Annotated in this window: 14 protein-coding genes; 12 read left to right on the forward strand and 2 right to left on the reverse strand. The window is 39.6% G+C overall.

The genetic code is table 11. The annotated features are described in order from the left end of the window. Nucleotides 1–69: 69 nt before the first annotated feature. Complete coding sequence (locus ACI3ES_RS01925) at nt 70–585, forward strand: PadR family transcriptional regulator (RefSeq protein ID WP_114667193.1); 516 nt, start codon at nt 70–72, stop codon at nt 583–585. Next, on the forward strand, nt 585–2,153 hold the full coding sequence (locus ACI3ES_RS01930; protein ID WP_317212087.1) for an MFS transporter: 1,569 nt from the start codon (nt 585–587) through the stop codon (nt 2,151–2,153). The genes ACI3ES_RS01925 and ACI3ES_RS01930 overlap by 1 nt, the downstream gene beginning before the upstream one ends. A 195-nt stretch (nt 2,154–2,348) precedes the next feature. Here the strand turns inward: ACI3ES_RS01930 and ACI3ES_RS01935 are convergent, their stop codons facing one another. Continuing rightward, nucleotides 2,349–3,686, reverse strand: coding sequence for a C1 family peptidase (locus ACI3ES_RS01935; RefSeq protein WP_114667194.1), 1,338 nt, complete (start codon nt 3,684–3,686; stop codon nt 2,349–2,351). A gap of 110 nt (nt 3,687–3,796) precedes the next feature. On the opposite strand from ACI3ES_RS01935, the gene ACI3ES_RS01940 reads away from it, so the two are divergent. The 4 genes from ACI3ES_RS01940 to ACI3ES_RS01955 all read left to right on the forward strand — a co-directional run bounded on the left by ACI3ES_RS01940 (nt 3,797) and on the right by ACI3ES_RS01955 (nt 6,267). Continuing rightward, entirely contained in the window at nt 3,797–4,240 is a 444-nt protein-coding gene (locus ACI3ES_RS01940; RefSeq protein ID WP_114667195.1) for a DUF3290 domain-containing protein, read from the forward strand. Continuing rightward, nucleotides 4,237–4,875: a DUF421 domain-containing protein gene (locus ACI3ES_RS01945; protein WP_114667196.1), complete on the forward strand. Its 639-nt coding sequence runs from the start codon at nt 4,237–4,239 to the stop codon at nt 4,873–4,875. The genes ACI3ES_RS01940 and ACI3ES_RS01945 overlap by 4 nt, the downstream gene beginning before the upstream one ends. Nucleotides 4,876–4,938: 63 nt before the next feature. Further along, the gene (locus ACI3ES_RS01950; RefSeq protein ID WP_004915065.1) at nt 4,939–5,325 is read left to right on the forward strand and encodes a hypothetical protein; all 387 of its coding nucleotides are present in this window, start codon (nt 4,939–4,941) and stop codon (nt 5,323–5,325) included. A 54-nt stretch (nt 5,326–5,379) separates the two neighbouring features. Then, the gene (locus ACI3ES_RS01955) at nt 5,380–6,267 is read left to right on the forward strand and encodes a prenyltransferase (RefSeq protein ID WP_114667208.1); all 888 of its coding nucleotides are present in this window, start codon (nt 5,380–5,382) and stop codon (nt 6,265–6,267) included. A 74-nt stretch (nt 6,268–6,341) separates the two neighbouring features. On the opposite strand, the gene cbpA is transcribed toward ACI3ES_RS01955, so the two are convergent. Then, nucleotides 6,342–6,986, reverse strand: a complete 645-nt coding sequence (cbpA, locus tag ACI3ES_RS01960) for a cyclic di-AMP binding protein CbpA (protein ID WP_317212082.1) — start codon at nt 6,984–6,986, stop codon at nt 6,342–6,344. A 117-nt stretch (nt 6,987–7,103) separates the two neighbouring features. Between cbpA and pth the strand changes: the two genes are divergently transcribed. The 6 genes from pth (at nt 7,104) to hpt (ending at nt 13,826) form a co-directional block, all read left to right on the forward strand. Then, complete coding sequence (pth, locus tag ACI3ES_RS01965; RefSeq protein ID WP_114667197.1) at nt 7,104–7,670, forward strand: aminoacyl-tRNA hydrolase; 567 nt, start codon at nt 7,104–7,106, stop codon at nt 7,668–7,670. Further along, the gene (mfd, locus tag ACI3ES_RS01970; protein ID WP_114667198.1) at nt 7,671–11,198 is read left to right on the forward strand and encodes a transcription-repair coupling factor; all 3,528 of its coding nucleotides are present in this window, start codon (nt 7,671–7,673) and stop codon (nt 11,196–11,198) included. Between the two features lie 3 nt (nt 11,199–11,201). After that, complete coding sequence (locus ACI3ES_RS01975; protein WP_004915051.1) at nt 11,202–11,486, forward strand: RNA-binding S4 domain-containing protein; 285 nt, start codon at nt 11,202–11,204, stop codon at nt 11,484–11,486. Between the two features lie 77 nt (nt 11,487–11,563). After that, nucleotides 11,564–11,962 carry a septum formation initiator family protein gene (locus ACI3ES_RS01980; protein WP_114667199.1) on the forward strand — a complete coding sequence of 133 codons (399 nt, stop codon included), beginning with the start codon at nt 11,564–11,566 and terminating at the stop codon, nt 11,960–11,962. A 34-nt stretch (nt 11,963–11,996) separates the two neighbouring features. Further along, nucleotides 11,997–13,286 carry a tRNA lysidine(34) synthetase TilS gene (gene tilS / locus ACI3ES_RS01985; protein WP_114667200.1) on the forward strand — a complete coding sequence of 430 codons (1,290 nt, stop codon included), beginning with the start codon at nt 11,997–11,999 and terminating at the stop codon, nt 13,284–13,286. Continuing rightward, nucleotides 13,287–13,826 (forward strand): hypoxanthine phosphoribosyltransferase, encoded by a 540-nt coding sequence (gene hpt / locus ACI3ES_RS01990; protein WP_004915044.1) that lies wholly within the window; start codon nt 13,287–13,289, stop codon nt 13,824–13,826. It abuts the gene before it with no gap. Nucleotides 13,827–13,831: the final 5 nt, after the last annotated feature.

The following is a 13,831-nucleotide window of genomic DNA, read 5'->3' on the forward strand; positions in this document are numbered from 1 at the left end:
AATTGACAAAAGTATCTAAAAGATATACTATGTTTTAAGTATCTAAAAGATATAATAAAGGAGGGCATTATGTATGAATTATATATATTAGGTCAATTATTGTATGCTGATCATTCTGCATATAAATTACGATTTATACTTGAAAATATTTTAGGCGCAAACCGTAAAGTTAGCTTTGGGGTACTATATCCATTATTAGAAAAAATGGAAACCGCTGGCAAATTAATGATAATAGAAGACCCACATAGCAGGAAAAAAATACACGTTACAGCAGTAGGACGTGATCGGTTTTTTGAGTTGATGCGTGAACCAGTGAAAAATAATGCACATATGGACGAAGTTTATTTATTTAAACTCACTAGTTTGTGCTTAGTTGATAGCAAATTGGCACAACAAATAATAGCTGATTTTCGTGCAGAAAAACAAGCGCAACGTGACCGCTACACAGAAAATATTAGTCAATTAATGCTCAAGCACGCTGATGCATCTTTTTTTAAATCGGCTTTGCAAGCAAATAAATTGCAAGCGGCCTTAGCAAATACCTATTTAGATTATGTTGACATGATTGAAAGAGAGTTAGAATAATGCAAAATTCAGGACACGAAAAAACAAACCCTAAGCGCTGGTTAGCGTTAATTGCAATTTCACTTGGGGTGTTTATGGCTTTGATTGACACGACAGTTGTCAATGTTGCTTTACCTAGTATTCAAACCAGTTTGAATGCGTCATATTCAGATTTACAATGGGTCATTTCCTCATATACAATAGTTTTTTCAGTGTTATTGTTAATTTGGGCAAAATTAGGTGATTTATATGGTCGTAAATTGATGTTCATGGTTGGACTGGTCATTTTCACGATTGGTTCAGGGCTTGACGCTGCATCAACGACCATTGGCATGTTACATATTTTCCGTGCTGTCCAAGCTATTGGGGGATCTGCACTCATGTCACTATCATTTGCTTTAATTGGCACAAGTTTTGATGGTAAAGAGCGTGGCATTGCTTTAGGCATTTTGAGTTCAATTATTGGTCTTTCAACTGCTTCGGGTCCACTGTTAGGTGGCTGGCTTGTTGATGCGTTTTCATGGCAATCTATTTTCACAATTAATTTACCGGTTGGTGTCGTAACAATAATTTTGGCATGGCTTTTTATTTCTAACAAACAGGCCCACCGTGCTAGTGGCCAAGTCGATTTTTTGGGTATGCTATTATCTGCTGGGACAATCTTTTCTTTGGTTTTTGGTTTAGTTCAAAAGGAAATGCACACTGATTGGGGTTGGGGTGAGCTTCAAGTGGCTGGCTACTTGGCTACTGCCGTTGTCTTGTTTGCATTGTTCATTTGGCGACAAAAAACTGCTAAAAATCCCATGATGGATTTGAGCATGTTCAAATCATCTTCATTTACAGGAGCAGTTATTATTGCCTTTTTCTTGGGTGCTGGTTTGTATGGCTTTTTTGCTTATCTTTCTACCTTTATGCAGAACTATGTCGGCTATACAGCTTGGCAAACTGGGTTGCGTCAAGCAACTATATCAGGTTTCTCACTGATTTTAGGACCAATCGCTGGTATGTTGACAAATCGTTTACGACATGGCTATATGCTGGCATTTTCAGCTTTCTTTATAGGGATTGGCTTGTTTACCTTGAGCGCATTGACGAGCGAGACAGCGACATTTGCTGATTTCTGGCTTGCATTTATTATTATTGGTATTGGAGGTGGCTCAATAAATCCGCCAATGACAACAGCGGCGATGTCGTCGGTCCAACCTTATCAAATGGGGATGGCTTCGGGAATGATTTCGACTTTCATGCAAGTTGGCGTTAGTTTTGGTGTGGTGTTCCAAGGATTGCGATTAGCCGATGGCTACCAATCGGGTTTGGCGCATCATTTTGTTACTTTAAGTCATGTACCCAGTGCTATCATTACGGCGTTACACAAAGTCTTGGTTGAGGCAGGTCCTTTTTCCGGACATGCGATTATTACTGGCAAGCGCATTTTAGCTACGCCTTATGCCCATGAATTAGAATTAGCAGTTCGACAAGCATTTGATTATGGTTTCATTAATGTCATTCGTCTGGATGCAATTCTGTTGATAATTGGTGGTGTGGTAGCTGCGGTTATGATTAAAACAGGTGGCAATCGTCCTTCATAAGAATACAAAATAAAAACACGGCATACCGGAAGATAAACACCCGATATGTCGCGTTTTTATTTATTTTAAAGATTGAAAAATGGTCATCGAAATTAACAGCATGTTCTTTTTAACAATACAGGTATTAAGGATAACCGTAGCCGTTCCAATTTTTCTTTTAGCGACATGCCAAATTTTCGCTCCTTAATCCAAACATTAAGCCAATGCACCCATTGGGTCCCAAGGGGCGAGCAATTTTGGCGTAGCGTTATCATAAATATCGACTAAGTCAGCGCCGAGGAATTCTTTTTTAACGACAACTTGATAGGCATACTCACTCATCCATTCGTCAGACATTGTGAAATATCCTTTTTTACCGGCTTTTTCACCCCATGAATTTTCGACTTTCCACTTGGTTGGTTGACCATTTTCGTCAAAATCAACACCGGTCAATACCATGGCGTGTGTCATTAAACTTTCGCCATAGTCAAGGCGTTGGGCCTTTGTCATCGTTGAATCAATGTCAAATAGCGCGTCAGTTGCAAAGACGCCGTCCGCCATCAAACCATTGTCGCGATCTACTTGTGGTCCCATATCAACACCAAACCAGACGCTTTGACCTGCCTTCAATTGTGCAATAGCAAGTGATTTCATTTTATCAATAGTCACGTTGAGATGTTTAACTTCTCGTCCACCCACAACATTGCCTAGCATATCAACATTATAAGTGGCATTAAATGGCTTGTCATTTGTGGGTGCATTAATAATTGAAACGTAATTGCTCAAATCCCAACCAACAAATTTATCAAAATATGTTTTTGGTGTCAAATCATGCTCGATGTGGAAGTTCTTTGATTCATCACGATATTCAAAGTCAAATTTGACTGGTGGTTCACCAAAGGTAATTGACAAAACGCGGTAAACATTTGCCAACATTTTTTGACGTGTATTTGCAATTTCTTGCTCACCGGCGTGATTAGCTACCAGTTCACGCAAAATAACAGCATCGTGGCGCAGAAGTGTGTTGAATGTCGTGTTAAACTCTTTTGACGCAGAAGAAGCTTGTGACTCTGGATAAGCTGATTGTGGGACGACACCATACTTGTCGATGATGGCAACAATCATATCCCATTGACCGCCATCTTGTTGTGGTGTGACTAATAGAAAAGCAACGCGACGTGAATCTAGTGGCTCATTGGCAGTATTTAAAATATTCTCATAAAAGTAATTAGCTTTTTCAAATTTATCCCAGAAGAAAGTATAACTTTGAGACAATTGGAACTCGTCGCTGATATGAAACATATCTTTCATATCATGACGCATAGTATTCAAAGCAGCGAACATCCAGCAACGACCAGATTGCTTTTGATTCGCTACTTTTCCTGTATCAAGGTCAATGGCAAAAGTTGGAACATTGGCATTAACAACTTCTTGATTGTAACTTGCATTGTTAATACCATTTTTGGTGACGGCACGGCGAACAACTGCATTTTGTGATGTTGCTGTTGCTTCACGGAATTGTGCAATTGATTGCGTTGTGATTTCTGAAGACATAATGAACTCCTTTTTAATAATAAGTCCAATATAGCGCTTTTTAAAGCGCGCTTCAAGGGACGGTGTCAGCAATTTGTTGTGTGGTATGATAATTACCGAGGTAATATACAATGACTTTTTATTCTGCCAAGTATTTGGCACAACAAACTAACATTAATGATACAATCGGCATTTATTTGATGGTGATTGCTTTTGTGTTCATGGCTGTTGGTGCAGTGGCGTTTTTGCGTAATCGTATGCAAACACGTTATCGTGATTTAAGTATTATTGCGTTGTTATTGTTTCTTTTTTTGGCAGGTGCCCGCTATACGGACTATCAGCAAGCAAAATCACGTGATGATCAACAAACGCAAATGGCATCATTTGTTAATGAATTTGCGACAGAACAAGGCATTGCAAAAGATAAGATATTTTTTAACACACAAGTCGTTAGCGATGGCATGATTGTGAAGATGTCTCAGAAGTATTACCACGTCACTATCAGCGCCGATCAGCAATCATATAGTTTAACGCGCGCTTATCTAGTTAATCCGGAAGTGAAGGTTGTCAAATGAGTATTTATTTACCAATTTTAACGAAACTTGCCATTGGTCTATTTGCCTTAATCGTACAAATCAATATTATGGGCAAGGGAAATTTAGCGCCAACCAGTGCACTTGATCAAGTGCAAAACTATGTTTTAGGTGGCATCATTGGTGCTGTCATTTACTCCGACACTATCACTGTTTTTCAATTCACCATTGTGCTAATCATTTGGACAATGTTGGTGATGACGGTCAAATTCATGAAAGAACATAATCGCTTCGTCAAACTTCTGATTGATGGTCAACCTAAAGTAGTGGTGGATCATGGTGAAGTAGCTATTAAAAATGTGTTGCGTGCTGGCTTATCAGCAAATGATTTGATGTTTAAATTACGCGCACAGAGTGTGTACGATTTGTCAAAAGTTAAGCGCGCTGTTCTAGAGCAGAATGGTCAACTAACAGTGATTCTTGAAGGCGAAGAAAATATGAAGTATCCCATCATTTTTGATGGTCAAATCAACACAGATTTACTTGATTTAATTGGTCGCGATGCAGAACGGTTGACAGACGAGGTCAAGCGACAAGGATATGAACAAGTCAGTGATATTTTTGTTGGCGAGTATCTTGACGGACAGGTACGTTTAACACCATACGAACGTCATTAAAGTGTAAACGCTTGCATTTTAGGCTAAAAAGTATCATGATTAGCTTATAAGAAGGTGCAACAAATGACAAAACAAGTAGGATTAACGGATAAGCAACAACTGACGGCACTGACACATGCTGCAGAAAGTGCCCAATTACCCTTTTTAGCTGAAAGTCAAGATGAGCTAAGAATTTGGATTGACCATGACGAGAATATTTTTGTCGCCATTAAAGGCGGGCCAACAGGTTTTCAGGCAGATCTTTTATTTGGTGATGTTGGTATTATGATTCTAAAGAAAAATCTCGAACTACCCACGGAAGCTGACTTGTTAGCCTTTATGTCACTTATTACTAATGACGATGTGCAAGATTTTCTCTTAGGATATGTTTTGGAAGCGCCTAAAAAAGGACGAGACGCTTATTTTCAAGCCTTAGATCAGCAATTTGATGATTTTGTCGCGACACTTTAATTGTGTCGCGTTTTTATTTTCTGATACAATGAGTATCAGAGGATTTTTGAAATGATGACACCAAAACAATTTTTAGATTTAGTTGAAATTCGCGTGGTGATTCCCAGTGTTGCGCCGCTTTTAGTCGGATTGGTGTACAGTCAATGGCAGTATAGCAGATTAAATTGGTTAAACGCTGCATTGCTGATTATTGCGACTGTCAGTGTTCATCTTGCAGTGAATACGTTCAATCGCTATGAAGATAATAAGCGACAAAAAGCAAACGACTTTTTGAGGGAACAAGCTGCTGGTGAGGTGATCACTGATAAACAAGTTTTACATGTTGCCATGTGGTTGGCGCTGATTGCTGTTGTAGCAGGCATTACAGTCGCGTTGTTGACTGACTACGTGACATGGATTATTGGTATTTTGAGTTTTGTGATTGGTTATTTGTATTCTGCTGGCCCAAAGCCAATTACCAATACACCGTTTGGTGAAATTGTCTCAGGTATTACAATGGGCTACTTTATATTTGTGGCACAAGTGTACGTCAACACGAGAATGACACCAACGGTGAGTGTCTTGTTTCAATGGTTTATTGTCAGTTTCCCGTTGGTGATATTTATTGCAGAAATTATGTTCGCGAATAATATTGCCGATCATGATGAGGATGAAAGCAATAATCGGCATACATTGGTGCATTATATGGGGATTGCCTCATCTAAGCGTATGTATGTTTTTTATGCTATTTTGGCGTTTATTGAATTGCTGATTGCTACAATTGTGGGCTGGTTACCAATTACGACATACGCTATGATTGCACTGTTACCAATTGTCTTAAAAAATGCCAAGGGCTTTGTAGACCGCCCAATCAAAAGAGAGACATTTGTTTGGGCCATTAAAAATTTGCTTGTTGTGATGTTGGGGATGACCGTTGTGATTATGGCTGGTATATGGCTATAAAAAAATCTGTGATTATTGATGTGGCCTAAAAAGTTGTTTTAACTTTTTAGACCACATTGTATCTCACAGATTTTTTATTTAAAACGATTTAAATTTTCGACACTATCAACAGTGTATTGTTTTTTCTCTAAATGTTTGATAAGCTTGGCTAACTGTTCACTTTCTGCTTGTAATGGTAATGTGAAAAGTACAGTCAACGGTTCACCTTCAGAGCGAATCGTCAATAAAGATTCGACGTCTGAGTAACGTGTGATAATCTTTGATATTTTACTCAAGTCGCCTTGCTCATTATGCGTTGCCACAGCGATAGCAACACCGCCAGAACGAACAGACCAACTTTGTGATAACAAATCCATTAAAGCATCATGTGTGAAAATGCCATAAAATTGATGATTTTCATCTAAAACAGCGATAAAAGGTAAATCGCGAATGGCAAAAAAAACTTCGTAAAATTTACTGGTTGTGTAAATAAACTTGGTTGAGTTGCGCATAATAGCCGTTGCTGGCAAACTCATATCACCGCCTTTGGCAATGTGTTCAAAGACGTGTTGTTTATAAATGTTCCCACGAAAAAGGCGTCCAGACTCATCTAATATTGGCATGGTGCGTGTGTGAGCATTGTCTGGATTATCGAAAATATCATAAACTTCTTGAATTGTCGTATTTTCGGTCACAGTGGTCAATTGTGATTTAGGGATTACTAAAGATTTTTGAAACATATTCGTGTCCTAATCTAATTTTTTTATCATGAAACCGCCATACAATATGATAACATAAAATCGCTCTGCGCGCGTGGTATACTGGAAGAAGTGAAATTATAGAAAGAAATGGTCATTATGAAATTTATTTTTGGGTTAGGAAACATTGGTGAAAAGTACGATCAGACGCGTCATAACATTGGGTTCATGGCAATTGATGCTTTTGCGGCTGCTCACAATGCAACTTTTACACCAACAAAACAGTTTGCATTGACCGCTAAAATTCAAGTTGATGGTGTGCCGGTCATGCTGGTTAAGCCAACTACTTATATGAATGATTCAGGTAAAGCCGTTCGGGCAATTTTAGATTACTATGATGGTGATGTCACCGATATCATGGTTTTAGCTGATGACATGGATATGCCATTTGGCAAACTGCGTTTTCGTGCCAAAGGATCAGCTGGTGGTCACAATGGGCTCAAAAGTATTATGGCGCACACGGATTCACAAACATTTTTACGTTTAAAATTTGGGTTAGGGCATCCAGAACATGAAAAACAAGTGGTCATCAATTATGTTTTGGGACATTTTTCAAAAGCAGAGTCAGAAATCGTCGAGACAATGCTTGCACGCAGCACGCAGGCCATTTCTGATTGGGTCAACGGGGCAACGATAGCAGAGTTAAGCAATCAATATAACGGGTAAATGAGTTTAGTTAAATATTTAAGTCAAACAGATACAATTCAAACAATTGTCAAACAAGCAACTGGTGCCGCAACACAGTTGCTTTTAGGCGTGAATGGAACAGTAAAAGCAGCAAGCATTGCCGCTATTTTTAATGCTAATCCTCGACAAGTGTTGGTCATTGCCGACACACAAACGCATGCCGAGCAACTTTATTTTGATGTTGCTGCGTTAGTTGAGGATGTATACCAGTTTCCAGCAGAAGAATCAGTGGCAACAGAGATGGCGATTAGTTCGCCAGAATTACGCTTGCAGCGTTTACAAACACTTATGGCGCTCGTGACTGGTCAACCTATGATTGTTGTGACTAATTTAGCGGGTGCAGAGCGTCTACTACCTGATATGGCAACCGTGGCAGCTGCTCGCTTGACGATTCGCGTTGGTGAGACCTATGAATTTTCAGAGATCAAGAACACGTTGATGATGATGGGTTATTCACCAGTCAAGCTCGTACAAACACCCGGTGAGTTTGCGCAACGTGGCTCAATCATTGACATTTATCCGTTAACAGCCAACAATCCGATTCGTTTGGATTTTTTTGATGACGAATTAGATCAATTAAAATATTTTGATGTTACAAGCCAAAAAAGCATTGATAGTTTAGAAGCGGTAACAATTGATCCAGCAACTGACTTTGTTGTGTCAGAGTCACAATATGACCAGGCCAAATTAGCAATTGAAACGGCTTTTAGTGATAATCGTACCCGCCTAAATGGGGCTGATAAAAAACATGCTACTGACGGTTTTGCTTTAACACAACACGTTCTAAACGCTCATGAACGTGGACCAGAATTGTTGCCTTATATGCAGTATTTTTTTAATGGGCAAACAACTTTATTGGATTATTTTCATGATGACGCCTTGATAGTGATTGATGAGTATACACGTCTCACCGAAACAAGATTACAGCAATTAAGTCGTGACCAAGAGTGGATTGATAAACAAATTGAAAGCTTTCAATTATTGCCACACCAAACGTGGCGTGTTGACATTGCTGACCAAATTGCGCATAATCAGCGCACAACTTTATATTTGGCCAACTTTCAACGTGGTTTGAATCGTATTAAATTTGATGCAATGGTTGAAATAACAACGCGACCAGCGAACCAATATTATGGCCAAATCAACGCCCTCAAGAATGATTTAACATACGCACAAGAAGCTGGCACGACAGTCATTTTGATGATTGATGATGCCAAGCAGCGCCATGATTTTGCGTCTTCGCTTGTTGATTTCAAAATACCAATTACTGAAACAACTGAAGTCTTACCTAATCAAGTTCAGATTATGTCTGGGGGCCTGACAGCGGGATTTGAGTGGCCACAGTTGCATTTGACAGTATTCACGCAGCGAGAATTATTTACACAAACACACAAAACAGCACCACGTCAAAGAAAAATTGCTAACGCAGAGCGTTTAAAATCGTATAATGAGTTGAACGTTGGTGATTATGTCGTTCACATTAATCATGGTATTGGACGTTACGAAGGTCTTCAAACCATTGAAGCAGATGGTGGCAAGCAAGATTATCTATCAGTTGCTTATCAACAAAACGCTAAGATTTTCATTCCAGTTACGCAACTAAATTTAATTCAAAAATATATTGGCGCGTCGGATGCCGCTAAGGCACCAAAGCTGAATAAGTTAGGTGGTAGTGAATGGGCTAAAACCAAACGACAAGTTGCGGCAAAAATAGAAGATATTGCGGACGATTTGCTTGAATTATATGCCAAGCGCGAAGCGCAACAAGGATTTGCTTTCCCACCAGACGATACGGCGCAATTGAAGTTTGATACAGCCTTTCGCTATCCTGAAACCCCAGACCAAATTCGCAGTATCGAAGAAATTAAAGCTGATATGCAAAAAATCAGACCAATGGATCGCTTATTGGTCGGAGATGTCGGCTTTGGTAAGACAGAAGTTGCCTTGCGGGCGGTGTTTAAAGCGGCTCATGCTGGCAAACAAGTTGCCTTTTTAGCACCAACAACGATTTTGGTACAGCAACATTATGAAACAATGAAAGCGCGGTTTGACGATTTTCCCGAAATTAGAATTGGCGTACTGAGTCGTTTTCAGACGCCATCTCAAAACAAAGCGGTGATTAGCCAGCTTAAAGCGCATGAATTAGACGTTGTAGTTGGCACGCATCGTTTACTAAGTCAGGATGTTAACTTTTCTGACTTAGGGTTGTTGATTATTGATGAAGAACAACGTTTTGGCGTCAAGCATAAAGAACGCCTCAAGCAGTTGCGTACTAGCGTTGATGTGTTAACATTAACAGCGACGCCGATTCCTCGAACATTGAATATGGCAATGGTTGGGGCACGTGATTTGTCAGTCATTGAGACACCACCAGCTAACCGTTACCCCATTCAGACTTATGTCATGGAAGCTGATTGGACAGTGGTACGTGATGCCATTGAAAAAGAAATTGCTCGTGATGGACAAGTCTTCTATTTGCACAATCGCGTGATGGATTTAGATCGTGTTGTGAGCCAAATTGAAGATCTTGTGCCAAGTGCTAGAGTGGCGGCGATTCATGGTCAAATGTCTGAGACACAATTAGAAAGTATTCTATATGATTTCTTGAATGGCGAATATGATGTTTTGGTGACAACAACCATCATCGAAACTGGTGTTGATATTCCAAACGCCAACACTTTAATTGTGGAAAATGCTGACCACATGGGATTGTCGCAATTGTATCAATTGCGTGGCCGTGTGGGACGATCAACACGACTAGCTTATGCATACTTCACTTATCCATTTACCCGAACACCGTCCGAAGAGGCTGAAAAGCGACTAGAAGCGATTCGTGATTTTACTGAATTGGGCTCTGGTTTTAAAATTGCAATGCGTGATTTGAGCATACGCGGTGCGGGTGATTTATTAGGTAAGCAACAACATGGCTTTATTGACTCTGTGGGTTATGATATGTATACGCAGATGTTGAAAGACACAGTTGCGCAAAAACAAGGACAAGTCATTACTTCAGATCAACCAGAAACAGATGCCGAGCTGATTTTAGGAGTGTTAGCTTATCTACCCGATGATTATGTCAGTGATAATGCACAAAAAATTGAACTTTATACACGAGTACGGCAAGCAAAAACAGACGATGTGTTTGAAGATATTGAAGCTGACATGTTGGACCGATTTGGTGAAATGCCCGATGAAGTGGCTAGGTTATTGTTGGTTGGTCGTATTAAGCAATTGGCTGATCAAGCGCAAATCATCAATATACGGCGTCAACGTAAGCAGTTAGCCATCACATTTAATGCACAAGCCACGACAAAATTGTCAGGTGAGACAATTTTTGAAGCGCTTATCGACGTGCCACTAAAGGCAGCCGTACGCACAGAATCTGGTGACTTGCAGGTGATATTGACCGTTAATGATGTTGCTGAAAGCAGTATATGGCTCAATATTTTGCGTGACTTCTTATTAGTAGTGATTGAAAAAGAACAAAGTGAGCATGAAAAGGAGTAACTTATGCGATTAGATAAATACCTTAAAATTTCTCGTTTAATTAAGCGACGCACCGTTGCAAAAGAAATCGCTGATCAAGGTCGGATTTCAATTAATGGTAAAGTAGCAAAATCTTCAACTGATGTCGCCACTAATGATGAGCTCGAAATTCGTTTTGGTAACAAAACAGTGACGGTTAAAGTGGTGAAAATTGTAGAAACGACCAAAAAAGAAGAATCTGCTGACATGTATGAGGTTTTGCGTGAAACGTATGCGCAAGATTTTCGAGAAATCGGTGACGAAAAGTAAGCAAAATTATTAAACAAGTCTAAAGATTGTTGAAAAGTGTTAAAGAACGTGCGACACTTGTAATAGGTAAAATTCACATGGCGGTTTATAGACAAAAAAAACAATCAAATATTACGCCACTTAATTCAGCAATTGCACGTGAAATTCATAATTCTGAATTGGCTAATGCACAGGCAGCTAAGCATTATCGTAAAGCTCACGCGCGTCGCGAAAAAAACATTTTGTTAATTGGCGCGTTAGTGGCGACTATTTTTGCTGTGCAATTATTGATTGGTCAGGTGAAACTACATGCGGCTAATCAGAAGCTGACTAAGACGCAAGATCGTTTGGAACACGTTCAAAAAACAAATAAGCAGTTAGCAACAAATGTTAAGCGCCTCAAAAACCCCACTTATTTGCAACAATTATTACGCGATAAATATGGTTACTCAAAGCCCGGCGAAATCATTTACAACCTACCTGCAGATAATAACTAGGAGAAGCACCCGAAGGGGTGCCTTTTTCATAACAATGGAAAAAGTTAAACAAGCAATTAAACAAAATTCGTGGCCATCAACGGTTATTGTTGCTGTTTCTGGTGGGGTGGACTCTGTTGTTTTACTCCACGCACTAGCGCAAATGCCAATCCGTATTGTCGTTGCCCACGTCAACTATCATTTGCGTTCAGAGAGCAATGAGGACGCGTCCTTTGTGGCTAAACTAGCCCAAAAAATGAATGTCATTTTTGAACAACGTGACTGGCAAACGATACCTGATCATGCGGTTGAAAAAGAAGCTCGAATTTTTCGCTATGATTTTTTTAATACGTTAGCAAAGCAGTATCAAACAGACACAATCGTAGTGGCGCATCATGCTAATGATCAAGCAGAAACAGTTTTATTAAAAATGATCAGGGGCGGCCAATTGCGTCAAATGTCGGGCATGATGGCAAAAACTAATCACATTATTCGGCCTTTTTTGGCGTTGACAAAACAAGAATTAGTTGCTTATGCCAATCGCAATCAGTTGAAATGGCGAGAAGATGGTACCAACTCGGATCCCAATTACACGCCGAGAAACTTATTGCGAAATGATGTGCTGCCAAAACTCACAACCATTAATGCGCAAGCTGTGCGACATATTAATGATATGGCGCAACAAATTCAAAATCAAGAACGACTAATTGACGAACAAGCTGCCATTTATGCACAAAATATCGTGTCTTGGCATACGATTCCACAGGCATGGCAGGCGCCCACATTAAAATATTGGTTGCAATCACACCAAATATTTAATATTAAAGAGAACCAAATTATGGAAGCGCTTCAGCTGCTTAATAACGATTCAAAACCAAATGGCAGTATCGCTTTGAATCAAGGTGTGCAACTTGTCAAGAGCTATGACCAACTTGGACTACAAAAAGAGCAAAATAGGGGCCAAGTTTTGTCGCCAGTTATGTTAAAATTGAATCAACGGTATTTTTTGGCAAATCAGTCATGGTTATGGACTGATCAAGAGCCAATTCATCAAGATTCCGCTATTGCATTTTCAATGGCCGCAAAAAAGGCAGTGATTTGCTTGCGTTCAGCTAACTCTAGTGATAAAATTGCTCTCATAAACGGCCATAAAAAGTTGAGACGACTAGCAATTGATGAAAAACTAACGTTACAAGAACGGGAAGCAATGTTAGTGCTTACAACGATGAATGATGATATTGTCGCAGTGCGGTTACGCAACAATGAATGGCGTGTCAGTGCAGAATATACTGTTAAACAAAATACGCAGCCAAATTGGCTTGTATGGCGAATTGAGGAAACATAAGTGGATAACGATATAGAAGAAGTCTTGTATGATCAGGCAAGCATTCAGCAAGCAGCGCAGCGTCTAGGTAAGCAAATTACTGAAGACTACGCGGGCGAGCGTCCCTTGTTCTTGTCAGTGTTGAAAGGTGCTTACCTCTGGACGGCTGATTTGATCCGTGAGGTTGATTTATACGCAGAATTAGAATTTATTAAAATTTCTAGTTATCATGGCGGTGTTGCAAGTACTGATGAGATTACATTGGTGACAGACATTAGGTCAGATGTTCAGAATCGTGATGTGATTATTTTAGAAGATATTGTCGATACTGGTCAATCATTGCTGTTTATGAAAGACTTACTTGCTAAACGAGGCGCACGATCAATTAAAGTTGCAACCCTATTGGACAAAAAAGAGGGGCGTAAAGTTGAAGTAACGGCTGATTATATTGGCTTTGATGTCCGTAATCAGTTTGTTGTCGGATATGGTCTAGATTACAAAGACTTTTATCGAAACTTACCGTACGTTGGTATTTTGAAAAAAGAAGTTTACACCAAATAGAAATT

Origin of the sequence: Leuconostoc falkenbergense, from assembly GCF_045801155.1 — a bacterium.
In the GTDB taxonomy this organism is placed as follows: domain Bacteria; phylum Bacillota; class Bacilli; order Lactobacillales; family Lactobacillaceae; genus Leuconostoc; species Leuconostoc falkenbergense.

Excerpts from the sequence above, each read along its gene's own strand:
- ACI3ES_RS01925 (WP_114667193.1), top strand. The coding sequence starts at position 70 with ATGTATGAATTATATATATTAGGTCAATTATTGTATGCTGATCATTCT.
- ACI3ES_RS01930 (WP_317212087.1), top strand. The coding sequence starts at position 585 with ATGCAAAATTCAGGACACGAAAAAACAAACCCTAAGCGCTGGTTAGCG.
- ACI3ES_RS01935 (WP_114667194.1), bottom strand. The coding sequence starts at position 3,686 with ATGTCTTCAGAAATCACAACGCAATCAATTGCACAATTCCGTGAAGCA.
- ACI3ES_RS01940 (WP_114667195.1), top strand. The coding sequence starts at position 3,797 with ATGACTTTTTATTCTGCCAAGTATTTGGCACAACAAACTAACATTAAT.
- ACI3ES_RS01945 (WP_114667196.1), top strand. The coding sequence starts at position 4,237 with ATGAGTATTTATTTACCAATTTTAACGAAACTTGCCATTGGTCTATTT.
- ACI3ES_RS01950 (WP_004915065.1), top strand. The coding sequence starts at position 4,939 with ATGACAAAACAAGTAGGATTAACGGATAAGCAACAACTGACGGCACTG.
- ACI3ES_RS01955 (WP_114667208.1), top strand. The coding sequence starts at position 5,380 with ATGACACCAAAACAATTTTTAGATTTAGTTGAAATTCGCGTGGTGATT.
- cbpA (WP_317212082.1), bottom strand. The coding sequence starts at position 6,986 with ATGTTTCAAAAATCTTTAGTAATCCCTAAATCACAATTGACCACTGTG.
- pth (WP_114667197.1), top strand. The coding sequence starts at position 7,104 with ATGAAATTTATTTTTGGGTTAGGAAACATTGGTGAAAAGTACGATCAG.
- mfd (WP_114667198.1), top strand. The coding sequence starts at position 7,671 with ATGAGTTTAGTTAAATATTTAAGTCAAACAGATACAATTCAAACAATT.
- ACI3ES_RS01975 (WP_004915051.1), top strand. The coding sequence starts at position 11,202 with ATGCGATTAGATAAATACCTTAAAATTTCTCGTTTAATTAAGCGACGC.
- ACI3ES_RS01980 (WP_114667199.1), top strand. The coding sequence starts at position 11,564 with ATGGCGGTTTATAGACAAAAAAAACAATCAAATATTACGCCACTTAAT.
- tilS (WP_114667200.1), top strand. The coding sequence starts at position 11,997 with ATGGAAAAAGTTAAACAAGCAATTAAACAAAATTCGTGGCCATCAACG.